The organism is Streptomyces sp. SID10853 (assembly GCF_010548145.1).
Lineage (GTDB): Bacteria > Actinomycetota > Actinomycetes > Streptomycetales > Streptomycetaceae > Streptomyces.
Genome location: NZ_JAAGLN010000052.1, coordinates 1 through 22154, shown reverse-complemented (window position 1 = coordinate 22154; position 22154 = coordinate 1). Strand labels below are relative to the sequence as shown.

The following is a 22154-nucleotide window of genomic DNA, read 5'->3' as shown; positions in this document are numbered from 1 at the left end:
AGCGCATTTTGGCTACTGACCCCCTCAGCCTGTGGACAAACGGTTCTCCACAGCCTGGGATAGAAGCAGGTCGTCCATGACGGAGAGGCGGGGGCAGGTGGCAGCTGAACAAATGGCCGACGAGGGCGGGCGCCCTCCCGCACGTCCGCTGGACGCCATCGACCGCGACATCCTGCGGATCCTCCAGCAGGACGGCCGCGCGTCGATACGGTCCGTGTCCGACCGCGTCCATGTGTCGCGCGCCAACGCGTACGCCCGTATCAACCGGCTGATCGAGGACGGTGTGATCCGCGGGTTCAGTGCCCGGGTCGACCACGAGCGGGCCGGCCAGGGGTCCTCCGCGTACATCACCCTCAAGATCGTCCAGAACTCCTGGCGCACGGTCCGCCAGCAGCTCACCGAACTGCCGGGCACCGCTCATATCGCGCTGGTCAGCGGCGATTTCGATGTGCTGCTGCTCGTTCACAGCGCCGACAACAGAGCGCTGCGTGAGCTGGTCCTGACGAAGATCCAGGCGATCCCCGAGGTGCTCTCGACCCGGACCCTGCTGGTCTTCGAGGAGACGGACCTGGACCCGGCCAAGCCGTCCGACCAGGGCGGGCGCCGCGAGGACCGAGGCCGGGAGGAGTGACACGGCGCGGGTGAGACGGAGCGAGTGAGGCGACGTGAGTGACACGACGTGAGTGAAGCGGGGCATGTGAGACGGGCCCCAGGCACAGCGCCGAGCCAGGCACAGCGTCAACCCACACACCCACACACCCTGCACCCGGCACCCGGCACCCGGTCTCAGCGGGACGGAACCGTGCGCAGCCCCTCGAACGCCAGCTGTACGACGGTCTCCGCCAGCTGGTCCGCGTCGGGCCCGGCGCCCTGGGCCGGGCGGACCCACTCGACCAGCGAGTTGATCATCCCGAAGAGCAGCCGGGTGGCCAGCCGGATGTCCACATCGGAGCGGAGGTCGCCCTCGGCCACCGCCGCCTTCAGCAGATCGGCCACCCGCTGGTCGAACTCCCGCCGCCGTTCCATCGCCCAGCGCTCGGTCTTCGTATTGCCGCGCACGCGCAGCAGCAGCGTCACATAGGGGAGTTCCACCATCAGCACGTCGACCGTGCGGCGCGTGACGTACTCGACCTGCTGGATCGCGCGCCCCCGCGCCGCCCCCGGCTCGTCCAGGACGCCGAAGAGCCCGTCGATGGCGCGGCTGACCGCGCGCCGCAACAGCTCCTCCTTGCCCGCGACATGGTGGTATATCGAGGACTTGGAGATGCCCGCGGCCCTGGAGAGATGCTCCATGGACGTGCCGTCGTAGCCGCGCTCGTTGAAGACCCGCACGGCGACGGTCAGCAGCGTCTCCGGTGTGTACGTGTCCCGCTTGGGGGTGGTCATCGGACTGTCCCGCCCTTCTCCGGATGGACGTACGACTGCCGGTACAGCGCCAGCGACGGCGCATAGCGGCCGCTGGGCACGCGCGCGTGCAGCTCGTCGAGGAGTTCGTGTGCCCAGGCGCGGCCGAGCCTGCGGCCCCATTCGACCGGCCCCAGCGGGTAGTTCACGCCGAGCCGCATCGCCGTGTCGATGTCCTGCGCGGATGCGACGCCCCTGGCCAGGGCGTCCGCCGCGAGGTCCACCAGCATCGCGACCGTACGGGCGACGATCATGCCGGGGACGTCCCCTATGACGCTGACCTTCTTGCCGAGCCGCTGGAAGAGGCCGATCGACTGGCGCAGTGTCTCCCAGCCGGTGACCTCGGACGCAGACAGCGCGATCCGGGTGGCGGACCGGTAGTCGAGCGCCAGGTCGAAGTAGACGACGTCGCGGAACTCGGCGGACGTCTGACCGTCGGCGAGCACCAGCTGGCCCCCGCTGGGCAGCACGATCCGGCACCCCGCGTCCTCCTCGTCCTCGCGCACCGCGATCCCCGCCTCGCGGGCCATCGCGACCAGTTCGGCCGCCGGCCCCAGATCTCCCTCCACCGTGATCCCGGACGGGGCCTCGGTGGCCGGGGCGGTGTGCGGCTCGGGCCGGACGGCTTCGTCGCCGTACGCGTACCAGCCGCGGCCGCTCTTCCTGCCCAGCCGCCCGGACTCGACGAGCCGCTGCTGGGCCAGTGAGGGGCGGAATTTGGGGTCCTGGAAGAAGGATTCCCAGACCGAGCGGGTGACCGCTTCGTTGACGTCCTGGCCGATCAGGTCGGTCAGCTCGAAGGGGCCCATCCGGAAGCCGCCCGACTCCCTGAGCACCGCGTCGATGGTGGCCGGGTCGGCGCCCCGCTCCTCGTGCACGGCGAACGCCTCGGCGTAGAAGGGGCGGGCGATGCGGTTGACGATGAAGCCGGGAGTGTCGGTGCAGCGGACCGGGGTCTTGCCCCAGGCCCCGGCGGTCGCCGACGCGCGCGCGGCACTCGCGTCGTCGGTCGCGAAGCCGCTGACGATCTCTACGAGGGGGAGCAGCGGCGCCGGGTTGAAGAAGTGCATCCCGACGAAACGGCCCGGGTGCCGCAGCACGCCCGCGATGGCCGTCACCGAGAGGGACGAGGTGTTGGTCGCGAGCAGACAGTCCTCGCTGACAATGTCCTCAAGAGTCGTGAAGAGTTCCTGTTTGACCGGGAGTTGTTCGAGAATCGCCTCGATCACGAGCGCGGCGTCGGCGAGCTCGGACGGATCCGCGGCGGGCAGCAGCCGCTCCCGCGCGGCGTCCCGCTGCGACGCGTCCATGCGCCCCTTCTCGACCAGCCGGTCCAGCCGGGCGGTGATGGCTTCGGCGGCCTTCTCCGCGCGGTCCGGCAGCGCGTCGTAGAGCCGCACCGGGTGTCCGGCGACCAGGGCGACCTGGGCTATGCCCTGGCCCATGGTGCCGGTCCCGACGACTGCGACGGTGCGGCTGGGTGCCAGGGCGGGCAGGTGTGCGGTGGCGGTCATGGGGCGATCTTCCCGTACGGAGTTATCCACAGTCTGAGCGGACCCCCTTGTCCCGACCGATCGTTCGGTTACTCTAACTCTGTCCACCTGTCCTGCGCAGCTCGACGAGGAGTTGTCCCGCGATGCAGCTGACCGAGCTGTCCCAAACCCATCGGCCCACGCTCGACCAGGCCCTCGAAGCGATCCGTACGCGTGCGTACTGGACACCACACCCCGAGCACCCCAAGGCGTACAGCGGTGACGGCAAAGCGGCTTTCGACGCCCTGCTGGGCGGGCGCGTCGATCTGGGCCAGCCGGGCACCGACGACTGGACAGGCGGCGAAGTATCGCCGTACGGAGTCGAGTTGGGCATCACCTATCCACACCCCGACCTGGACGTCCTGCTGCCCGCGATGAGCGCGGGCACGGCGGCCTGGCGGGCGGCCGGCCCCGAGGCCAGGGCCGTGGTCTGTCTGGAGATCCTGGCGCGGATCAGCGCCCGTACACCGGAATTCGCCCACGCGGTCATGCACACCAGCGGCCAGGCGTTCATGATGGCCTTCCAGGCGGGCGGCCCACACGCCCAGGACCGCGGCCTGGAGGCCGTGGCCTACGCCTATGCCGAGCAGGTCAGGACACCGTCGTCGGCCGACTGGTCCAAGCCGCAGGGCAAGCGGGACCCGCTTGAGCTGCGCAAGTCGTTCACCGCTGTGGGCCGCGGCATCTCCCTGCTGATCGGCTGCAACACCTTCCCCACCTGGAACGGCTATCCGGGCCTGTTCGCCTCCCTGGCCACCGGGAACCCGGTCCTGGTGAAGCCGCATCCACGTGCGGTGCTGCCCCTCGCCCTCACTGTCCAGGTGGCCCGCGATGTCCTGTCCGAGGCCGGGTTCGACCCGAATCTGGTCGCCCTGGCCGCCGAACGGCCCGGTGAGGGGATCGCCAAGTCCCTCGCGGTCCGCCCGGAGATCAGGATCATCGACTACACGGGTTCGACCTCCTTCGGCGACTGGCTGGAGGCCAACGCCCGCCAGGCTCAGGTGTACACGGAGAAGGCCGGGGTCAACACGGTCGTCGTCGACTCGACGGACAACTACAAGGGCATGCTCTCCAACCTGGCCTTCTCGCTCTCGCTGTACAGCGGCCAGATGTGCACCACCCCGCAGAACCTGCTGATTCCCGCCGACGGCATCCCCACGGACGTGGGTCACAAGACCTATGACGAGGTGGTCGCCGACCTCGCGTCGGCGGTGGCGGGACTCCTCGGCGACGACGCCCGGGCGAACGCGCTGCTGGGCGCGCTGGTCAACCCCGACGTACGGGCCCGTCTCGAAGGGGCTGCGGATCTCGGCGAAGTGGCCCTGGCGTCACGGGAGATCGTCCACCCGGACTTCCCGGACGCCGTGGTCCGTACGCCGGCGATCGTCAAGCTGGACGGCGCCCGGAAACACTGGGACACGGCGGATGCCGACGCGGCCTACCTCTCCGAATGCTTCGGACCTGTCTCCTTCGCTGTGGCCGTCGAATCGACCAGGTCCGCACTCGACCTGCTCCGCCGCACGGTGCGCGACAAGGGGGCGATGACAGTGGGCGCCTACACCACATCGCCCGAGGTGGAGCAGGCCGTGGAGGAGGTCTGCCTGGAGGAGTGCGCCCAGCTCTCGCTGAATCTGACGGGCGGCGTCTACGTCAACCAGACCGCGGCCTTCTCGGACTTCCACGGCTCGGGCGGGAACCCGGCGGCGAACGCGGCGCTGTGCGACGGGGCGTTCGTCGCCAACCGGTTCCGCACGGTGGAGGTCCGCCGTCAGGCGTGAGGCACGGGGCGGGCACCACCAGGGCCGCGCAAGCTGCCCCGGTGGGGCCGGCCCGCTCAGTCGATCTGTGCGTACCTCTGGACCCAGGCGTGCATGGCGATCGCCGCCGCCGCACCGGCGTTGATCGAGCGGGTCGAGCCGAACTGCGCGATGGAGCAGACCCGCTGCGCGTGGTTCCGGGCCTCTTCCGTCAGCCCGGGGCCCTCCTGCCCGAACAGCAGCACACACCGCCGCGGCAGCTCGGTCCGCTCCAGCGGCACCGCACCCGGCAGGTTGTCGATCCCGATGATCGGCAAGCCCTCGGCCGCGGCCCACGCGGTGAGCGATTCGGTGTCCGGGTGGTGGCGCACATGCTGATAGCGGTCGGTCACCATCGCCCCTCGCCGGTTCCAGCGCCGCCGTCCGACGATGTGGATCTCCTTGGCGAGAAAGGCGTTCGCGGTCCGGACGACGGACCCGATGTTGAAGTCGTGGCCCCAGTTCTCGACGGCGACGTGGAAATCGTGACGCCTGGTGTCCAGGTCGGCGACGATCGCCTCCCGCGTCCAGTACCGGTAGGCGTCGACCACATTGCGGCGGTCTCCCGCGGCGAGCAGCTCCCGGTCGTACTGCGGGCCTTCCGGCCAGGGCAGAGGGTGCGGTCCGACGCCGACCTCGGGTGCGAAGGCATCGTCGTACTGAGCCGGCTCGCCGGGGAGCACCTGCCCGGCCGCATCCGGCGCTTCGGCCTCCGCATCTGCGGCGGGGGCGTCCGGCGCCCCGGGTGCTCGGCGCACGTCGGGCACGCCGAGCGCACCGGGTACGTCGGACGCACCGGATGCGTGGGGTACGTCGGGTGCTTCAGGGGAGGGCTCGCTGGTCACCCCACGAGCGTACGGGGCTGTTCGCCCTGCTCCCCCTCGGCCGTACGCCGCTCGCCCTCCGGCTTCTTCCGTACGCCGACTCGCGTGCGGGCGGTCAGCATCGCTGCGCGGCCACCCAGCCAGAGCAGAAAACCCGTCGGCAGGAAGACAGCGTCCGCAGCGATCATCGCCATGGAGAAGAACGGCAACCCCAGCAGCAGCGCGATCCCGGCGTGCTCCATGATCATCGCGATCAGCAGCACGTTCTTGACGCGCCGGTTGAACAGCGTGAAGGGGAAGGCCACCTGAACGATGACCGTGCCGTAGGTCAGCAGCATCACCAGCACCCCGCTGCCGGCCAGCAGCGCGGACAGCTCGGGCCAGGGCGAGAAGTAGTGCAGATGAAGCGGGTAGTAGAGGGCGGTGCCGTCCTCCCAGCGGGAACCCTGGATCTTGTACCAGCCAGCCGTCGAGTAGATCAGACAGACCTCGGCCATGATCACGACGAGGCCGGCATTGTGCGCGAGGTTGGCGACCACGTCGAGGAAGGTGCGCGGCTCGCCCGGCGCGATCCGGCACACCACCCACCACAAGCCCTGGACCAGCCACATCGCCCAGAAGATCATTTCCCAGCCGCCGCTCATCTTCCCGAGCAGGGTGATGACGACGAGCGCGACGCCGAGCACGGACCACAGCACCGGTCCGCCCCGGTCCTGGGGAGGCGTGGAGACGGCAGCGCTGCTGGTGTCGGCAGCCTTCGCGGCGCGGGATGCGCGGCGTGCGTCCAGCGACCAGACCTGTGAACAGCGCGTGACCAGCAGGTAGATCGCCATGATGTGGATGACGTTGTCACCGCCGTCGCCCACGAAGATGGACCGATTCTGCAGTGACAGCACGCCGATCATGAACAGCGCGGAGGCGAAGCGGGTGTGCCAGCCGAGCAGCAGCAGCACGCTGGAGAGCACGGCGAGGGCGTAGACCACCTCGAACCACACCGTGGAGTCCGACCACATCAGCACGGTGAACGCGTGGTTTCCGGCGATGAGCTGTTTCGCCATGCCCCAGTCCCACGGGGAGTGGGGCCCGTACAGCTCACGGCGGTGCGGCAGCTCCCGCAGAAGGAAGAGGAGCCACGTGGCGGAGAAACCGATCCTGACGACGGCGGTCTGGTAGCGGCCCAGCGATGCTTCGGTGATGCGCTGGATGCCACGCGCGACCATGTGGCTGACGTTGCTCAGGGTGTCGGTGCCGGGGGTGCCGGGGGTGCCGGGGGTGCCGGGAGTGCCGGTGTTGTTGCTGCTGTTCCTGGTCCTGTTGCTGCTGGCTGAGTTCACCGGCCGGCCTCCGTACGGTCCGAGGGGACAACCGCCCACCAGGGCAGAACCCGGTAGGAGACCCGTGTGTCGATCTTCTCCTGACTCCACGGGGGAGCCTTCACCGAAGAGGTCGCCGAGCGGACCTGTATCCGCTCGACGGTGGAGCCGTTCCGCAGCCCGTCGCTCATCCGCAGGGTGACGATGCGGCGGATGTACTGCTCGGACAGGTCGCCCCGCGTCCCGATCGGCTGGTTGTCGTTGTTGTGCGAGCCGGTGAAGAAGTCCCAAGCGCGGCGAAGCTCGTTCTGGTCGACGTGGCTGGGGAGGGGGTTGTGGTGGAGCGACGCCCCGTCCTCGGCCGACAGATCGGTCCAGCCGGTGGTGGTGATCCCACCGCTCTTCGTCCGTATTTCGGCACGGGCCTGAACGTCGATGTTCTGCTGAAGCGGATTGGGGGCGAAGAGCTTCCAGTTCTGCTCGAACTCGGGGTAGATCCAGTCGTCCACCGCCTTGCCGTACTGCTTGCTCACGGTGTTCGACGGCGCGACGTGCAGAAAGACCATCGAGAGGTGGACGGCGGTCAGCACCCCGATCAGCGCGAGCGCGATGGCGGCCGCCACCTGGTACGGAAAGGAGAGCGCGACGATCCCACGGGACGCTCCGGCAGGCCCATGGGTACCGGGCGCAACAGGGGGCTTCGGCGTCCCGTGGGACTCAGGAGCAACGGAAGCCCCGGAAATCACAGGAGTCACAGTGCCCTCAGGCACTCCAGGAGCCCCAGGGACCGCACCGGGCTCGGGGACTGCACGGGGCCCCGGGACTGCGGGTGACTCGGGAGCCTCGTGAGGTCCAGGGGCCTCACCGGTTCCGGGAGCCTCACGGATTCCAGAAGCCTCAAAGGCCCCGGGAGTCTCTGCGGGCCTACGTGGCGGATGCGGCGGATGTGGCGCTTCTGGCCCACTCGCCCCGGGCTCCCCACTCTCGTACGAATCCATCCCGCCCCGATCCCCTTTGGTGCCCGCCGGTCTTCAGGCCAGTTATCCACAGGGTTGACACCCTAAGGGCCCTCGCCCCACCATTGAAGTCCATGAACCGAACGATCGGTCGGTAGGGGGCACTCGATGGCGACAGTGGCGTACGGGACGGACGGGGCATCACAGCCCCCAGCAGCCTCGGACCCGTCAGGGATGTCCTCGGCCGGCTCCGAGCAGACGAACCAGGCCGCCTTCGACGCCGCAGTGGCCGCGGACGAGCGGATCGAGCCGCGGGACTGGATGCCGGACGAGTACCGCGCGTCACTCGTCCGCCAGATGGCCCAGCACGCCCACTCCGAAATCATCGGAATGCAGCCCGAGGCCAACTGGATCACCCGGGCGCCCTCACTGCGCCGTAAAGCGATCCTGATGGCGAAGGTCCAGGACGAGGCAGGACACGGCCTCTATCTGTACAGCGCGGCCGAGACCCTGGGCACGGGCCGCGAAGAGCTGCTCGACAAGCTCCACTCGGGCCGCCAGAAATACTCGTCGATCTTCAACTACCCCACGCTGACCTGGGCCGACGTCGGCGCGGTCGGCTGGCTTGTGGACGGCGCGGCGATCACCAACCAGGTGCCGCTCTGCCGCTGCTCGTACGGCCCTTACGCCCGGGCCATGGTCCGGGTCTGCAAGGAGGAGTCCTTCCACCAGCGTCAGGGCTTCGAGCTGCTGCTCACCCTCAGCCGCGGCACCCCTGAGCAGCACGCGATGGCCCAGGACGCGGTGGACCGCTGGTGGTGGCCCTCGTTGATGATGTTCGGCCCGCCGGACGACCAGTCCGCGCACTCCGCACAGTCCATGGCCTGGAAAATCAAGCGCCACTCCAATGACGAGCTGCGCCAGCGCTTCGTGGATATCTGTGTCCCCCAGGCCAAGACCTTGGGGCTCACTCTTCCCGACCCAGATCTGCGGTGGAACGAGGAGCGGGGCCAGCACGACTTCGGCAGCATCGACTGGACCGAGTTCAAGGAAATCCTCAAGGGAAACGGCCCGTGCAACGAACAGCGGATCACCCAGCGCCGCCGGGCCCATGAGGAAGGCGCCTGGGTCAGGGAAGCGGCGACCGCGTACGCCGCGAAGACAGCAGCCGGTGCGGCGAAGAGCGCCACCGCGGCAGAGCAAGGGAAGGCGCGCGCATGACCGCCACATCCGAGAACGGCCCGGCCGCAGGCGACTGGCCGCTGTGGGAAGTGTTCGTACGCTCACGGCGCGGCCTGGCCCACACGCACTGCGGCAGCCTGCACGCCCCGGACGCGGAGATGGCCCTGCACCACGCCCGCGACCTCTACACCCGCCGGAACGAGGGCGTCTCGATCTGGGTGGTCCCCTCCACAGCTGTGACTGCCTCCTCCCCCGACGAGAAGGACTCGTTCTTCGAACCGGCCGGCGACAAGCCCTACCGGCACCCCACGTTCTACGAGATCCCGGAAGGGGTGCAGCACCTATGACCGCGGCTCTCGCCCTCGGCGACGACGCACTGGTCCTCTCCCACCGGCTGGGGGAGTGGGCGGGCCACGCTCCGGTCCTGGAAGAGGAGGTGGCCCTCGCCAACATCGCTCTCGACCTGCTGGGACAGGCGCGGGTCCTGCTCTCCCTGGTGGGCGACGAGGACGAGCTCGCGTACCTCCGCGATGAGCGCGCCTTCCGCAACCTCCAGCTGGTCGAGCAGGAGAACGGCGACTTCGCACACACCATCGCCCGCCAGCTCTTCTTCTCCACCTACCAGCACCTGCTGTACGAACGGCTCGCCGGCGGAGACGGGCCGCTCGCGCCGCTCGCCGCGAAGGCGGTCAAGGAAATCGCCTATCACCGGGACCATGCCGAGCAGTGGACGCTGCGGCTGGGCGACGGGACGGCCGAGAGCCATGAGCGGATGCAGCGGGGGCTGGACACGCTGTGGCGCTTCACCGGTGAGATGTTCCAGCCCGTCGAAGGGGTGGACGCGGAAGACGTGGACTGGGCCGGCCTGGAGGACAGCTGGTCCCGTTCGGTGACGGGGCTGCTCTCCCGGGCCACGCTGTCCGTGCCGACCGGCCCACAGACCGGGGCCTGGTCGGCGGGGGCGGGCAGGCAGGGCCTGCACACCGAACCATTCGGGCGGATGCTCGCCGAGATGCAGCATCTGCACCGCAGTCACCCGGGGGCGACATGGTGACCACCACAACGCTCGAAGCAGAGCTGCGCCGACTCGCCGGAGCCGTGCCCGACCCCGAACTCCCCGTCGTGACACTGGAGGAGCTGGGAGTGCTGCGCCGGGTGGAGATCCTCGGCCCCGGCCGGGTCGAGGTCGAGCTCACCCCGACCTACACGGGCTGCCCGGCCATCGAGTCGATGTCATCCGACATCGAACGGGTCCTCCACGACCACGGAATACCGGATGTCTCGGTGCGTACCGTGCTGTCGCCTGCCTGGTCGACGGACGACATCAGCGACGAGGGCCGGCGCAAGCTGGCCGAGTTCGGGATAGCTCCCCCGCGCCCGACCGGCCCGGTGGCCCTCGCCCTGTCCATCCGCTGCCCCCACTGCGGATCGACCGACACCGAGCTGCTGAGCCGGTTCTCCTCGACGGCCTGCAAGGCGCTGCGCCGCTGCGCCACCTGCCACGAACCCTTCGACCACTTCAAGGAGTTGTAGATGTTCCATCCGCTCCGGGTCAGCGCGGTCGAACAGCTCACGGATGACGCCGTCGCCATCACCTTCGCCATACCCGCCGAGCTGCGTGAGGCGTTCCGGCACACCCCCGGCCAGCATGTGGCGCTTCGGCGGATCGTGGGCGGTGCGGAGATCCGCCGCACTTACTCGATCTGCACCCCGGCGGTCGAAGCCCCCGGCGAACCGGTCGTACGGGTGGGGGTGCGGCTGGTGGAGGGCGGCGAGTTCTCCACGTACGCGCTGAAGGAGCTGGGCGTCGGGGACACCGTCGAGGTCATGGAGCCCATGGGCCGCTTCGCCTTCGAGCCGCGCCCCGGCCGGTTCGCGGCGATCGTCGGGGGCAGCGGCATCACACCGGTGCTCTCCATCGCGGCGACACTGCTGGCCCGCGAACCGGATGCGCGGTTCTGTCTGATACGCAGCGACCGGACCGCGGCCTCCACCATGTTCCTCGACGAGGTCGCTGATCTGAAGGACCGCTGGCCGGACCGCTTCCAGCTGGTGACCGTGCTCTCCCGGGAGGAGCAGCAGTCAGGTCTGCCCTCGGGCCGACTGGACCAGGAACGGCTCATGGGACTGTTGCCCGCGCTGCTGCCGGTCGCGGATGTGGACGGCTGGTTCCTGTGCGGCCCGTTCGGCCTGGTGCAGGGGGCGGAACGGGCTCTGCACGGGCTGGGGGTGGCCAGGACCCGTATCCATCAGGAGATCTTCCATGTCGACGACGGCACCCCCACGGTCACGGCACCCGCCGCCCCGGCGTCGGCTGCTGCTCCGGCGTCGGCTGCTGCTCCGGCGCACAGCACGCTGACCGCCACCCTTGACGGCCGCTCGGGCAAATGGCCGGTGCGGGACGGGGATTCGCTTCTCGAAACGGTCCTTCGGAGCCGTTCGGACGCGCCGTACGCCTGCAAGGGCGGAGTGTGCGGGACATGCAGGGCGTTCCTGGTCTCGGGCGAGGTACGGATGGACCGCAACTACGCGCTGGAGCCGGAGGAGACCGAGGCGGGTTATGTGCTCGCCTGTCAGTCGCATCCGCTGACGCCGGAAGTGGAGCTGGATTTCGACCGCTGAGGGCAATCGCGTTCGCCGGGCCCTGCATTGGGCCCTGCGTTGGTCTCTGCCTTGGTGACTGCCTTGGTGCCCGCGTTGGGGGCCTTCGTTGGTGCCTGTGTTTGGGGCCGGTGTTTGGGGCCGGTGTTTGGGGCCTTCGTTGGGGCCGGTGATTGGGGGCGGTGTTTGGGGGCGGGTGTTTGGGGGCCGGTGTTGGCGGGGGAGTCGCTCGGCCATGTCACTGGGTTGTCGGGTCGGCGCGTCGACGGTGTTCCGTATCGCGGCCCCTTGGCCTAACCTGACGCCCCATCAGAAACACTGGACAGGCTGAGCCGACTGAGCGGGCCGAGCAGCCTGAACAGGTCGGCGCGGGAGGACAGGGCTGTGGACTTCACCTTCACCGAAGAGCAGCAGGCGGCGGTTGAGGCGGCAAAGGCGGTCTTCTCGGGTGTCGCGCCCGACGGAGTGCCGAGCCCGGCGCTCACCGCGGGCGCGGTGGCCGAGGACTTCGACCGCGCCCTGTGGGGGAAGCTGGCGGAGGCGGATCTGCTGAGCCTGGTCGTGGCGCCCGAGCACGGTGGGGCCGGGCTCGGACCGATCGCGCTCTGTCTGGTTCTGCGTGAGTCCGCCCGGGTGCTGGCCCGGGTGCCGCTGCTGGAGACCAGCGCGGTCGCCATGGCCGTGCAACGTTATGGCAGTGGGGAGTTGAGGGAGGCGATCCTGCCCGCCATGGGCCGCGGTGAGCTGGTCCTCACCGTCGGCGCCAATGGCCGCACCGGCCACGATCCCGCCGAACTCGCCGTCACCGCACGGCGCGACGGGGACAGCTGGGTTCTCGACGGGATACAGACCGGGGTGCCCTGGGCGCAGACAGCGGACCGGATCGCGGTGCCGGCCCACACGCCCACGGGAAACACCGTGCTGGCGTTGATCCCCCGTGAGCCGCGCGGGGCCGCCGGAACCGCTGAGACCACCGGGACTGCTGGAGCCACGGAAGCTGCTGGGGCCGCTGGGACTGCCGGGGCTGCTGTGCCCACTGAGGCCACTGGGACTGCCGGGGCTGCTGTGACCACCGAGGCCACTGGGACTGTCGGGGCTGCTGTGCCCACTGGGGCTGCCGGGGCTGTTGAAGCCAGTGGGCTTGCTCTGGCCGAGCAGATCTCCACCAGTGGAGAGCGCTTCGCGGAGGTGCGGCTGGACTCGGTGCGCGTCGCGGGCCGCGATGTCGTCGAGGCCGACGGCGCCTGGGAGTTGCTGCGTGATCTGCTGACCACCGGGACCTGCGCGCTCGCGCTGGGCCTGGGCGAGGGGGTGCTGACGATGACCAGCTCCTATACGAGCAAGCGGGAACAGTTCGGCTTCCCGGTCGCCACCTTCCAGTCCGTCGCTGTCCAGGCCGCGGACCGCTACATCGATCTCCGCGCCATGGAGGTAACCCTCTGGCAGGCGGCCTGGCGCCTCTCCACCAGCGCGGGCGGGCCGCTTCCCGCAGCCGGGGACATCGCGGTGGCCAAGATCTGGGCCTCCGAGGGCGTGCGCCGGGTCGTCCAGACCGCACAGCATCTGCACGGCGGCTTCGGGGCGGACACGGACTATCCGCTGCACCGGTACCACGCCTGGGCCAAGCAGTTGGAACTCTCACTCGGCCCGGCAGCAGCTCACGAGGAGGCGCTGGGTGACCTGCTGGCCACCCACCCACTGGGCTGACCCCGCGCCACCCGCCCCACTGGGCTGACCGCGCGCCATCCGGCCGACCCGGCGGCAGCGGGGCCCGGGCGGGGGCGTGTCCGTCAGAGTACGTACGCCGGGTCTCCGCCGTCCGTCACCATCGGGCGCCCGGCGCCTTCCCAGGCGAGCATGCCGCCGTCGACGTTCACCGCGTCGATGCCCTGCTGCACCAAGTACTGGGTGACCTGGGCGGAACGGCCACCGACCCGGCAGATCACGAACGCCTGCCCGCCGCCGTCGGCCACCGCCTCGGTCACTTCACCGAAGCGCGCCACGAACTCGCTCATCGGAATGTGCAGCGCCCCCTCGGCATGCCCGGCCGCCCACTCGTTGTCCTCCCGGACGTCGAGCAGCAGACCGTCGGCCGGTACCGCCGCGATATCCACCTGGGGCAGCGAGGCGAAATTCATGGGTCATGCCTTCTCTCGTACAAACAGCGCATTCAAACGGGGCAGTCAAACGGGGCATACAAACACCGCATACAAACACGGCAGGGGTCACCCGAAACGCTACTGCACCGCCTCGGCCAGCTCGGCCTCCCGCTCGGAGACCTGGGCGAGCAGCTGCTCAGCGATCTCCTCCAGCAGCCGGTCGGGGTCGTCCGGTGCCATCCGGAGCATCGCGCCGATCGCGCTCTCCTCCAGCTCCTGGGCGACCAGGGACAGCAGCTCCTTGCGCTGGGAGAGCCACTCGAGCCTGGCGTAGAGCTCGTCGCTCTCGCTGGGCTCGGCGGCCTCCTGGACCGGGCCGGCGGCCCACTCATCGCCCAGCTCCCGAAGCACCGCCTCGTCACCGCGCGCGTAGGCGGCGTTGACGCGTGTGATGAACTCGTCGCGCCGGTCGCGTTCCGCGTCGTCCTGCGCCAGGTCGGGGTGTGCCTGCCGGACCAGTTCGCGGTAGAGCTTGCGGGCCTCCTCGCTGGGCCGTACCCGCTTCGGCGGCTGCACCGGCTGCTCGTTCAGCATCGCCTGTGCCTCCGGCGGCAGCCCCTCGGAGTCGATCCAGTCGTGGAACAGCTCGTCGACGCCGGGCATGGGCATCACCATCGCCCGCGCCTCCCGGGCCTTCGCCAGATCCTCCGGGTCCCCGCTGCGCGCAGCCCTGGCCTCGGCGAGCTGCGCGTCCAGCTCGTCCAGGCGTGCGTACATCGGACCGAGTCTCTGGTGATGCAGCCGGGAGAAGTTCTCCACTTCCACCCGGAAGGTCTCCACCGCGATCTCGAACTCGATCAGTGCCTGCTCGGCGGCGCGTACAGCCTTCTCCAGCCGCGCCTCCGGCCGCTGCTCGCCCATGGGCTGCCCGCTCTGGTCGTCGTCGTTCCGGGTGGTCGTGCCCCCGGTGGCATCCTCCGTCACCCGTCCAGCCTACGGGCGCCGGGGCCCCCACAGGTCAAGCACCCGTCTCAGCTGCTGTCCGCCCGCACCAAAGCCCGCGCGGAAAGGCGGGTGGAGAGGCGGGTGGAGAGGCGGGAGGAGAGGCGGGTGGAGAGGCGGGAGGAGAGGCGGGAGGGGGCTGCGGCGGGTGGCGGGTGGCCGCCCGGCCTCAGCCGGCGCCGTTCCACAGCTGTGTCTCTTCGGAACTGTCGCAGGGGGCCACCACCGCATTGCTGCTGATCCGCAAGCACTGCCAGTACTGGGTGCTTTCGAGCGTGCTGCCGGACGATGTCCTGGCGCCGATCTTCCAGTACTGGCCTGACCTGCCGTCGCAGGGGTCCATGTTGGCGTAGCCGTTCGCCATGAACGCGGTGAGGCAGTCACCGCTGCCCTTGTTGATCACCTTGAAGGTGCCGCTCGGGCCGGGCGAAAAGGTCCATTCGAAGTAGGGGTTCGACTCCGACGCACAGGAACCGCTCACCGCGTATCCGCTGGGAGCACCGCTGCTCGTGTCGTGTTGCAGACAGCGGCCATCGGCGGCGTCCTTGATCCGATACGTCCCCGCTGAGCCGATCTTGCCCGCCCCACTCGTCCCGCCCGTTCCGCCGGTCCCACCTGTCCCGCCCGTGGATCCGCCCTTCGAGCCGCCCTTCGAGCCGCTCGGGGCCCCGCCTTTCGATCCGCCGTTGGATCCGCTCGACGACCCGCCCGCGCCGCCTGTGGTCCCGCCCGCCGCGCCGGTCCGCCCCGGCTTCGACCCGTGACCGGCGCCTCCCGGCCCGGCCGAAGCCGAGCCGTGCGCGGATTTCGACGGTGACGCGTGGGCCGGCCGCACCGGGGACGCAGGCCCGCTGCGGCCCGCGGAAGGCGAGACCGAAGGGGACACCGCAGTGGACGGCTTCCCGCCGGCGTCCGGCGATGACGAGTACGGAAGGAGATGGACGGCGGTGAGCCCTCCGACGGTCAGGACCACCGGCAAGATCGTGATCAGGAGGCGGTTACGGCGCTTGCGCGATCCGGGCGTACGCCCGCCTTCTGAGGGAGCACTCGGGCGGTCACTGGTGACCACGGGGGCTTCGGGTGCCGCTGCCGCCGGCTCCGCTTCCGGCCCCAGCACCCCCGCCATCCCCGGGCCCGCTGCCGGGTCGGCTTCGGTCCCTCCGGCCGGCTTCGGCCGTAAGTCCGCGGTGGCCGAGTCGAGTTCGGCGAGGGCGGGCACGGTCGCCGCGAAGGCGGCCCGCTGTTCGAGCTGTTCGGCGACGGCCGCAGGCCAGGGGGGAGCAGCGGCGAGGTCAAGTTCGCGGGCGTGTTCCCGGGCACGTTCGAGCAGGTCAGCGGCGGTGGGCCGGTCGGCCGGTGACTTGGCGAGGCACTCAGCCACGACATCGGCCAGACCGGGGTCAAGGGCACGCACCGCGGAGAGGTCGGGCGTGCTGTGCACGATGCGGTAGAGGACCTCCAGGCCGGACCCGCTGCCGAAGGGCGAGTGGCCGGTGGCCGCGTAGACCAGCAGACTCCCGAGGGCGAACACATCCGCCGCACCGGTCAACGAGCGGGCGGATTCCGTCTGTTCGGGCGCCATGTACTCGGGCGTACCGAGAATCATGCCGGTCTTGGTCAGCCGGCTCTGGTCAGCGGCCCGCGCGATGCCGAAGTCGATCAGGGTGAGGCCGTCGAGGGTCAGCATCACATTGGAGGGCTTGAGATCCCGGTGCACCATGTCCAGTGCGTGCAGCGCCTCCAGGCGGCCGGCCATATCGCGCAGCAGGGGCCAGAGGGCCTCGCGGGGCAGCGGGCCGCCGTGCAGCCGCAGCGCCTCGGACAGGGTGAGCCCGGGGATGTACTCGGTGGCGAACCACGGCGGGTTCGCGGTGCGGTCGGTGGCCAGCAGCGGGACGCTCACGCCTGAGGGCAGCCTGGCCAGGTTGTCGAGTTCGTGGCCGAAGTGCCGCAGGAAGTCCGGGTCTTCGGCCACCAGCGGAAGGACCCGCTTGACCGCGGTGTAGCGGCCCGACGCGAGCCCGAGATACACCCGGCCCATACCGCCTGCGCCGAGCAGGCCGAGCAGCGGAAACGGACCGATCCGCCGCGGATCGTCCGGTGCCAGTGGTGAAGCCCCACTGCCCTCCAGATCGAAGCCGCGTCCCTCGCTGTGCTCGCTGTGCTCGCCGTTCTTGCTGTGCTCCCCGTACGCACCCATGTGCGGCACGCTAGCCGAGGACGGTGGCCCCTACCATCCCTGCCCGAGGATGCGTCGGAGGCTGTAGCAGGGTGGGAGCGTACCCGTTACCTTCCGGGGCACCCAGGTCAACTCCGGCTGCGGTACAGGACGTAGGCCACACCGCCCGTCGGCCATGGCCCGGGTCCGCGCACGGCTGCCGCGCAGGCCGGGCGCTCTGCCTGCCGTGCACGCCTGCCACTTTGCCTGCCCTCACACGCCGACCGCTTCCTCCAGCTCCTCCTCCGTGGCCTCATCGGCGGGCTCAGCCGCGGACCCGTTGGCAGACCCGTTGGCAGGCTCGTCGGCAGTCTCTGCAACCGTTTCTTCACCGGCCGCCCCCTCCCTGCCCGTCGGCGACACCGGCCCCTCCCCGGGAGCCGCCCCCGTACCGGCGGCGCGTACGGCCGGCTTACGGCGGCCCGCCTCGACCAGCCCCGCGACGCCCATCACGATCAGGCCCGCCAGCAGCCACAAGGCCAGGACCAGCACATTGCCGCCGAGTGCATGGCCACCGAAGTACACATGACTGCGCACGCCCTCCACGAAGCCCGCGCCGTTCCAGAAGGCGTGCAGCGCCCCGAAGAACCCGGGCTGCAGTTCGGGCCGGAAGATCCCGCCGGAACTCGTGAAGTTGAGCATCACGAAGAGCACCATCACACCGAGCGTCGTCCACCGCTTCAGGAAGGTGTGCAGCCCCACGCCGACGAGCAGGATGCCCGCGGAGTAGATCCACGCCATGGCCCAGACCCCACCGAGCCCGTGGCCGACCAGATGGAACACCGGCCCGGCGAAGGCGGCACCGATCGCGCTGACCACCAGGGAAGTACCGAGCGCCAGCAGGGCCCTGATCCGCAGCGGCAGTACCGCGCCGGCCCCGCCGATCACCGCGACGGAGGCGTACGAGCCGATACTCAGGGCGACCAACAGGAAGAAGATGCCCTGCCCGGTCGGGTCACCGCTCGCTGTCGGCGCCACGTCGGTCACCTTGAGCGGTTCGCCCTGCTGGGACGCGACCTGCGTGAACACCTTCTCGACCGCGGTGGCCGTGGTGTCGGACGACGCGGAGGCGACGACCAGCTCGGGGTTCGTACGGTCCGGCACGAAGGCGCCGTACACGTCCTGGTCCTTCAGCTGCTGGACCGCGGTGCCACGGTCCGGGACGGTACGGACGTCGAGCGCGCCGTCGGCCTTGTCGTGCAGCGTCTGGGCCAGCACCTGTGCGCTCGGCCCGGATCCGACGACCGCGACCCGGAGTTCATGCGGCTGCGGAGAGTGGAACGCTCCCAGGTACGCGAGCCCCATCCCGATGCACATCAGCAGGGGCATGACGAGATGGCCGAGGACATGGCGCAGAGCAGCCCCCGTACTGACGGCACCGTTCGTGGGGCCTGCGGACATCGGACACCTCTCCTGCTGCTTGACTGCCAAGCGGAGTCACTAGTTGGCTTTTACAACCTTCTATTCGAGTTGTACTATACAACTAATAACCAGGAGGGCAAAACATGACCGGCAACGACCACCGGGACCACGACGCGTCCGTCGATACGATCCAGCGCGAACTGACGGCCTTCGCCCGGCGCGCCCGCGCCACAGCGGCTCGCCTGCACCCCGAGCTGCCCCTGGTCTCGTACACCCTGCTCGCGCACATCGACGACAGTCAGGGCTGCCGGGCGACCGATCTCGCGGTGCATTACATGCTGGACAAATCGACGGTCAGCCGTCAGCTCGCGGTGCTGGAGAAACTCGGCCTGGTCGAGCGGCGCCCCGCCGCCGATGACCAGCGGGTGCAGGTCCTCCACCCCACCGAAGCCGGCACGAAGAAACTCGCCTCGTCGCAGGGCAGCCGGCGGGCCGCCGTCCGCGACCGGCTGGCCGACTGGAGCGAAGAGGACCTCGACCGCTTCGCGACCTACCTACTGCGGTACAACTCCGCGGAGTTGAGCTGAGCCGAGCGATCCGCGCCGAGCACCTCCCGACACGCCACTGCCACCGACACCGACACCGGCACCGGCACCGGCACCGGCACAACGGAAGGCGGTCAGCAGCGACCGCCGCCCTCCGGGAGATACATCTCCGCCCACAGCCCGAGCTCCTTGAGGGCGGGGCCGAGTGCCCGGCCCGCCTCGGTCAGCCGGTACGAGACGCGCAGCGGGGGCCCTTCGTCCACCTCGCGCACGAGCAGTCCCGCTGCCGCGAGTTCGGTCAGCCGGTCGGAGAGCATTCGCTCGCTGATACCGGGAATGGCGCGGCGCAGGTCCGAGAAGTACACGGACTGCTGCATCAGGACGGCCACGATCAGCCCCGTCCAGCGCTTGCCCAGCAGCTCGAAGACGCGCGTGATCGCCCCGCCGACCTGTTTGCACGTCTGCTCGCTGTGTTCCGCCATGCCCTCAGAGTACTGAGTGCGGGCCACTCCGTGAGTAGCTGCGGAAAAGTAAGGGACTATGCTATTTATAGGTACACATGGTTTTGGGTATCACGTCCCACTCACGCTTCATGGAGAACGACATGGCCACTCTTCTGCACATCGACTCCGCCGTCTTCCCGCAGGGCTCCGCTTCCCGCGACGTCACCTCCGTCTTTGTGAACGCCTGGCGGGAGCAGCACCCCGAGGGCGTGGTCGTCTACCGCGACCTTGCCGCTGACCCGGTGCCGCACCTGGACGCCGCCGCAGCGGCCGCGGGTGCCGAGTCCCCGCTCCGCGCCGAACTGGCCAACGAGCTGGCCCAGGCGGACGCCGTGCTGATCGGCGCCCCGATGTACAACTTCTCGATCCCCTCGACCCTCAAGGCATGGCTCGACCACGCGATCATCGCGGGTCACAACGGCGGCGGCGCGGAGAGCCCGCTGGCCGGCACACCGTTCACGATCGTGGCCAGCCGCGGCGGCTCCTATGCTCCCGGAACGCCCCGGGAGAGCTTCGAGTTCGTCCAGAACTACCTGGAGAAGCTGCTGACGGGGATGTTCGGCGCCGAGGTCGACTTCATCGTCCCCGAGCTGACCCTGGCCGCCTCGCAGCCCGCCATGGCCGAACTGGTCCCGCTCGCCGAGACCTCGCGCGCCAAGGCGCTGGACGAGGCGGCGTCGAAGGCCAAGGCACTTGCCACCCGCCTCGCCGCCTGAACCAGCACGGCTCCCCCGTACGGCTCACGCATCAGCACGGCTTCACGCCCCAGTACGGCGGGCACATCAGTACCGCGGACACAGAACCCCCGCGCGGCTCACATCGGCCGACGCGGGGGTTTCACGTGAAACTCGGGCTTCGGAGCCCGGCCTGAGGCTCCGGCCCGGGATTCCGGCCTGGGATTCCGGCCCGGACTCCTGAAAACCAGCTCTCAGACGCTGACGCCGAAATCGGCGGCGATACCCGCCAGTCCGGAGGCGTAGCCCTGGCCGACCGCGCGGAACTTCCACTCCACGCCGTTGCGGTAGAGCTCCCCGAAGACCATCGCGGTCTCCGTCGACGCGTCCTCGCTCAGGTCGTAGCGGGCGATCTCCGCTCCGCCGGCCTGGTTGATCACGCGGATGAACGCGTTGCTGACCTGACCGAAGCTCTGGCCGCGCTCCTGCGCCTCATGGATCGACACCGGAAACACGATCTTGGTGACATCGGCGGGCACCGCGGCCAGGTCGATCTTGATGGACTCGTCGTCGCCCTCCCCCTCGCCGGTGAGGTTGTCACCGGTGTGCTCGACAGAGCCGTCGGGGCTGGTCAGGTTGTTGTAGAAGACGAAGTGCCGGTCGGACACGACCTTCCCGGAGTCGTTGCACAGCAGTGCGCTGGCATCCAGGTCGTAATCAGCGCCCGTCGTCGTACGGACGTCCCAGCCGAGGCCGATCAGCACGGCGGTGAGGCCGGGCGCCTCCTTGCTCAGCGAGACGTTGCCGCCCTTGGCGAGGCTCACACCCATATTGCTTCCCTTCTCGAATCCAGCGGACGGGCGCGGGGCGCCCCGGTTGTTCCGTACGGCCCATTGAAATCTACAACACTGTAGAAATCATGTCGCGAGCCCTGTGACGCCGCTGGATACGATGCCCATGCGCCCGGGGAGGCGCCGGGGGAAGAGGGAAGGAGTCCGCGGTATGGGCGGCGACAAGGGCGACCGGGCTCCGCGACCGCGCGTACGCAGACGACGGGGCCAGGGCGAGCTGGAGGCCCAGGTGCTGGCCGTCCTGGGCACGGCGGATGAGCCGGTCACGGCCTCCTGGGTGCAGGAACGGCTCGGCGCGGACCTCGCCTACACGACCGTCATCACCATCCTGACCCGGCTGTACGAGAAGAAGGCCGTCACCCGCAGCAGCTCGGGGCGGCCCATCCGGTGGCAGCCGGTGGCGGACGAATCGGGTCTCGCGGCGCTGCGGATGCGGCAGTTGCTCGACAAGCAGGAGAACCGGGACGCGGTGCTCTCCAGCTTCGTGTCCGCGCTCTCCCTCGACGACGAGCATCTGCTGCGTTCGCTCCTGAACGAGAACACGCGGAGCGAGCCGCCGCCGGACGAAGCGGAGCGCTGACCGATGGGCGTCTTCGTCTTTCTGCCGCTGATCCTGCCGCTCACCGCGCTGCCCGTCGCCCGCCTCGCCGAACAGCATCTGCATCCCCGGCACGCCGCCCGTCTGCTCACCGCCGTGACAGTCATCCTCGCGGCGTGCAGCACGCTCTGCCTCGGTCTGCTGATGGTCGTCGGAACGGCCCAGCTGCCCGGCAACCCACTGCCGGACAGCTGGTCCGACCCCGAGGTACGCGCCGCCGTCCCCTACGACGAGGTGGCCGGCCGGGCAGCCATCGCGGCGCTCACCGTCGTGGCGGCCGGCTGGGCTCTCACCCTGTACCGCCACATCCGCTTCCGGGCCTGCGCCCACCGGACGCTGGCCCTGCTGCCCACGGCGGCGGAGGTCGCGGTCCTGCCCGACGACACCCCGTACGCGTACGCGCTGCCCGGATCGCCCGGCAGGATCGTGCTGTCGACCGGCATGTTCTCCTCGCTCGGCGCGCGGGAACGCGGTGCGCTGCTCGCCCACGAGCGCTCACATCTGCGGGGCAGGCACCACCGGCTGCTGCTCGCGGCGCAGTTGGCCGGCTGCGCCAACCCGCTGCTGCGCCCGCTACGGGCCGCCGTCGCGTACAGCACCGAACGCTGGGCCGACGAGGAGGCCGCACAGGCCACCGGCGACCGCAGGATGACGGCCCACGCCGTCGGCCGGGCGGCGCTCGTCTCCCGGCGGG

General features: G+C 69.9%; 23 protein-coding genes. 12 read left to right on the top strand and 11 right to left on the bottom strand.

Translation table 11 applies throughout. The features are described from left to right. Window positions 1-97: 97 nt before the first annotated feature. On the top strand, window positions 98-631 hold the full coding sequence (locus tag G3I19_RS13280; protein WP_343235088.1) for an Lrp/AsnC family transcriptional regulator: 534 nt from the start codon (window positions 98-100) through the stop codon (window positions 629-631). Window positions 632-786: 155 nt separating this feature from the next. Here the strand turns inward: G3I19_RS13280 and G3I19_RS13275 are convergent, their stop codons facing one another. Next, window positions 787-1386, bottom strand: coding sequence for a TetR/AcrR family transcriptional regulator (locus G3I19_RS13275; RefSeq protein ID WP_164263503.1), 600 nt, complete (start codon window positions 1384-1386; stop codon window positions 787-789). Continuing rightward, complete coding sequence (locus G3I19_RS13270; protein WP_164263501.1) at window positions 1383-2918, bottom strand: 3-hydroxyacyl-CoA dehydrogenase; 1536 nt, start codon at window positions 2916-2918, stop codon at window positions 1383-1385. The genes G3I19_RS13275 and G3I19_RS13270 overlap by 4 nt, the downstream gene beginning before the upstream one ends. A gap of 122 nt (window positions 2919-3040) precedes the next feature. On the opposite strand from G3I19_RS13270, the gene paaN reads away from it, so the two are divergent. Further along, the gene (paaN, locus tag G3I19_RS13265) at window positions 3041-4714 is read left to right on the top strand and encodes a phenylacetic acid degradation protein PaaN (RefSeq protein WP_164263499.1); all 1674 of its coding nucleotides are present in this window, start codon (window positions 3041-3043) and stop codon (window positions 4712-4714) included. Window positions 4715-4770: 56 nt separating this feature from the next. Here paaN and G3I19_RS13260 read toward each other — a convergent pair whose 3' ends face one another. The 3 genes from G3I19_RS13260 to G3I19_RS13250 all read right to left on the bottom strand — a co-directional run bounded on the left by G3I19_RS13260 (window position 4771) and on the right by G3I19_RS13250 (window position 7492). Next, window positions 4771-5415, bottom strand: a complete 645-nt coding sequence (locus tag G3I19_RS13260) for a TrmH family RNA methyltransferase (protein ID WP_343235089.1) — start codon at window positions 5413-5415, stop codon at window positions 4771-4773. Between the two features lie 158 nt (window positions 5416-5573). After that, window positions 5574-6776 carry an HTTM domain-containing protein gene (locus tag G3I19_RS13255; RefSeq protein ID WP_239074258.1) on the bottom strand — a complete coding sequence of 401 codons (1203 nt, stop codon included), beginning with the start codon at window positions 6774-6776 and terminating at the stop codon, window positions 5574-5576. 110 nt (window positions 6777-6886) lie between these two features. After that, on the bottom strand, window positions 6887-7492 hold the full coding sequence (locus G3I19_RS13250) for a DUF5819 family protein (protein WP_164263495.1): 606 nt from the start codon (window positions 7490-7492) through the stop codon (window positions 6887-6889). A 567-nt stretch (window positions 7493-8059) separates the two neighbouring features. Between G3I19_RS13250 and paaA the strand changes: the two genes are divergently transcribed. The 6 genes from paaA to G3I19_RS13220 all read left to right on the top strand — a co-directional run bounded on the left by paaA (window position 8060) and on the right by G3I19_RS13220 (window position 13315). Then, window positions 8060-9046, top strand: coding sequence for a 1,2-phenylacetyl-CoA epoxidase subunit PaaA (gene paaA / locus G3I19_RS13245; protein WP_239074255.1), 987 nt, complete (start codon window positions 8060-8062; stop codon window positions 9044-9046). Further along, the gene (paaB, locus tag G3I19_RS13240; protein ID WP_164263491.1) at window positions 9043-9354 is read left to right on the top strand and encodes a 1,2-phenylacetyl-CoA epoxidase subunit PaaB; all 312 of its coding nucleotides are present in this window, start codon (window positions 9043-9045) and stop codon (window positions 9352-9354) included. The genes paaA and paaB overlap by 4 nt, the downstream gene beginning before the upstream one ends. Then, complete coding sequence (gene paaC / locus G3I19_RS13235; protein WP_164263489.1) at window positions 9351-10061, top strand: 1,2-phenylacetyl-CoA epoxidase subunit PaaC; 711 nt, start codon at window positions 9351-9353, stop codon at window positions 10059-10061. Before paaB ends, paaC begins: the two co-directional genes overlap by 4 nt. Then, entirely contained in the window at window positions 10055-10540 is a 486-nt protein-coding gene (gene paaD, locus G3I19_RS13230; RefSeq protein WP_164263487.1) for a 1,2-phenylacetyl-CoA epoxidase subunit PaaD, read from the top strand. Before paaC ends, paaD begins: the two co-directional genes overlap by 7 nt. Then, window positions 10541-11629: a 2Fe-2S iron-sulfur cluster-binding protein gene (locus tag G3I19_RS13225; protein WP_164263485.1), complete on the top strand. Its 1089-nt coding sequence runs from the start codon at window positions 10541-10543 to the stop codon at window positions 11627-11629. It abuts the gene before it with no gap. A 363-nt stretch (window positions 11630-11992) separates the two neighbouring features. Beyond that, window positions 11993-13315 carry an acyl-CoA dehydrogenase family protein gene (locus G3I19_RS13220; protein WP_164263483.1) on the top strand — a complete coding sequence of 441 codons (1323 nt, stop codon included), beginning with the start codon at window positions 11993-11995 and terminating at the stop codon, window positions 13313-13315. A gap of 83 nt (window positions 13316-13398) precedes the next feature. Here G3I19_RS13220 and G3I19_RS13215 read toward each other — a convergent pair whose 3' ends face one another. The 4 genes from G3I19_RS13215 to G3I19_RS13200 all read right to left on the bottom strand — a co-directional run bounded on the left by G3I19_RS13215 (window position 13399) and on the right by G3I19_RS13200 (window position 18328). Further along, complete coding sequence (locus G3I19_RS13215; RefSeq protein WP_164263481.1) at window positions 13399-13746, bottom strand: rhodanese-like domain-containing protein; 348 nt, start codon at window positions 13744-13746, stop codon at window positions 13399-13401. Window positions 13747-13845: 99 nt separating this feature from the next. Further along, a complete protein-coding gene (locus tag G3I19_RS13210; protein WP_164263479.1) occupies window positions 13846-14691 on the bottom strand; it encodes a J domain-containing protein in 846 nt (281 codons plus the stop codon). 187 nt (window positions 14692-14878) lie between these two features. Then, the gene (locus tag G3I19_RS13205) at window positions 14879-16909 is read right to left on the bottom strand and encodes a protein kinase (RefSeq protein ID WP_164263476.1); all 2031 of its coding nucleotides are present in this window, start codon (window positions 16907-16909) and stop codon (window positions 14879-14881) included. Window positions 16910-17140: 231 nt separating this feature from the next. Continuing rightward, a complete protein-coding gene (locus G3I19_RS13200; protein ID WP_164263474.1) occupies window positions 17141-18328 on the bottom strand; it encodes a hypothetical protein in 1188 nt (395 codons plus the stop codon). Window positions 18329-18432: 104 nt separating this feature from the next. On the opposite strand from G3I19_RS13200, the gene G3I19_RS13195 reads away from it, so the two are divergent. Next, on the top strand, window positions 18433-18876 hold the full coding sequence (locus G3I19_RS13195) for a MarR family winged helix-turn-helix transcriptional regulator (protein ID WP_164263472.1): 444 nt from the start codon (window positions 18433-18435) through the stop codon (window positions 18874-18876). A 92-nt stretch (window positions 18877-18968) separates the two neighbouring features. Here the strand turns inward: G3I19_RS13195 and G3I19_RS13190 are convergent, their stop codons facing one another. Beyond that, on the bottom strand, window positions 18969-19316 hold the full coding sequence (locus tag G3I19_RS13190; RefSeq protein WP_164263470.1) for a helix-turn-helix domain-containing protein: 348 nt from the start codon (window positions 19314-19316) through the stop codon (window positions 18969-18971). A 122-nt stretch (window positions 19317-19438) separates the two neighbouring features. On the opposite strand from G3I19_RS13190, the gene G3I19_RS13185 reads away from it, so the two are divergent. Continuing rightward, window positions 19439-20053 carry an NAD(P)H-dependent oxidoreductase gene (locus G3I19_RS13185; RefSeq protein ID WP_164263468.1) on the top strand — a complete coding sequence of 205 codons (615 nt, stop codon included), beginning with the start codon at window positions 19439-19441 and terminating at the stop codon, window positions 20051-20053. Window positions 20054-20265: 212 nt separating this feature from the next. Here G3I19_RS13185 and G3I19_RS13180 read toward each other — a convergent pair whose 3' ends face one another. Next, complete coding sequence (locus tag G3I19_RS13180; RefSeq protein WP_164263466.1) at window positions 20266-20841, bottom strand: TerD family protein; 576 nt, start codon at window positions 20839-20841, stop codon at window positions 20266-20268. A 172-nt stretch (window positions 20842-21013) separates the two neighbouring features. Between G3I19_RS13180 and G3I19_RS13175 the strand changes: the two genes are divergently transcribed. Together G3I19_RS13175 and G3I19_RS13170 are read left to right on the top strand one after the other, a co-directional pair. After that, entirely contained in the window at window positions 21014-21442 is a 429-nt protein-coding gene (locus G3I19_RS13175; RefSeq protein ID WP_164263464.1) for a BlaI/MecI/CopY family transcriptional regulator, read from the top strand. A 3-nt stretch (window positions 21443-21445) separates the two neighbouring features. Beyond that, a partial coding sequence (locus G3I19_RS13170) for a M56 family metallopeptidase (protein ID WP_164263462.1) occupies window positions 21446-22154 on the top strand: 709 nt, incomplete at its 3' end.

Excerpts from the sequence above, each read along its gene's own strand:
- G3I19_RS13275 (WP_164263503.1), bottom strand. The coding sequence starts at position 1,386 with ATGACCACCCCCAAGCGGGACACGTACACACCGGAGACGCTGCTGACC.
- G3I19_RS13270 (WP_164263501.1), bottom strand. The coding sequence starts at position 2,918 with ATGACCGCCACCGCACACCTGCCCGCCCTGGCACCCAGCCGCACCGTC.
- paaN (WP_164263499.1), top strand. The coding sequence starts at position 3,041 with ATGCAGCTGACCGAGCTGTCCCAAACCCATCGGCCCACGCTCGACCAG.
- G3I19_RS13255 (WP_239074258.1), bottom strand. The coding sequence starts at position 6,776 with ATGGTCGCGCGTGGCATCCAGCGCATCACCGAAGCATCGCTGGGCCGC.
- paaA (WP_239074255.1), top strand. The coding sequence starts at position 8,060 with ATGTCCTCGGCCGGCTCCGAGCAGACGAACCAGGCCGCCTTCGACGCC.
- paaB (WP_164263491.1), top strand. The coding sequence starts at position 9,043 with ATGACCGCCACATCCGAGAACGGCCCGGCCGCAGGCGACTGGCCGCTG.
- paaC (WP_164263489.1), top strand. The coding sequence starts at position 9,351 with ATGACCGCGGCTCTCGCCCTCGGCGACGACGCACTGGTCCTCTCCCAC.
- paaD (WP_164263487.1), top strand. The coding sequence starts at position 10,055 with ATGGTGACCACCACAACGCTCGAAGCAGAGCTGCGCCGACTCGCCGGA.
- G3I19_RS13225 (WP_164263485.1), top strand. The coding sequence starts at position 10,541 with ATGTTCCATCCGCTCCGGGTCAGCGCGGTCGAACAGCTCACGGATGAC.
- G3I19_RS13215 (WP_164263481.1), bottom strand. The coding sequence starts at position 13,746 with ATGAATTTCGCCTCGCTGCCCCAGGTGGATATCGCGGCGGTACCGGCC.
- G3I19_RS13205 (WP_164263476.1), bottom strand. The coding sequence starts at position 16,909 with ATGGGTGCGTACGGGGAGCACAGCAAGAACGGCGAGCACAGCGAGCAC.
- G3I19_RS13200 (WP_164263474.1), bottom strand. The coding sequence starts at position 18,328 with ATGTCCGCAGGCCCCACGAACGGTGCCGTCAGTACGGGGGCTGCTCTG.
- G3I19_RS13195 (WP_164263472.1), top strand. The coding sequence starts at position 18,433 with ATGACCGGCAACGACCACCGGGACCACGACGCGTCCGTCGATACGATC.
- G3I19_RS13190 (WP_164263470.1), bottom strand. The coding sequence starts at position 19,316 with ATGGCGGAACACAGCGAGCAGACGTGCAAACAGGTCGGCGGGGCGATC.
- G3I19_RS13185 (WP_164263468.1), top strand. The coding sequence starts at position 19,439 with ATGGCCACTCTTCTGCACATCGACTCCGCCGTCTTCCCGCAGGGCTCC.
- G3I19_RS13180 (WP_164263466.1), bottom strand. The coding sequence starts at position 20,841 with ATGGGTGTGAGCCTCGCCAAGGGCGGCAACGTCTCGCTGAGCAAGGAG.
- G3I19_RS13175 (WP_164263464.1), top strand. The coding sequence starts at position 21,014 with ATGGGCGGCGACAAGGGCGACCGGGCTCCGCGACCGCGCGTACGCAGA.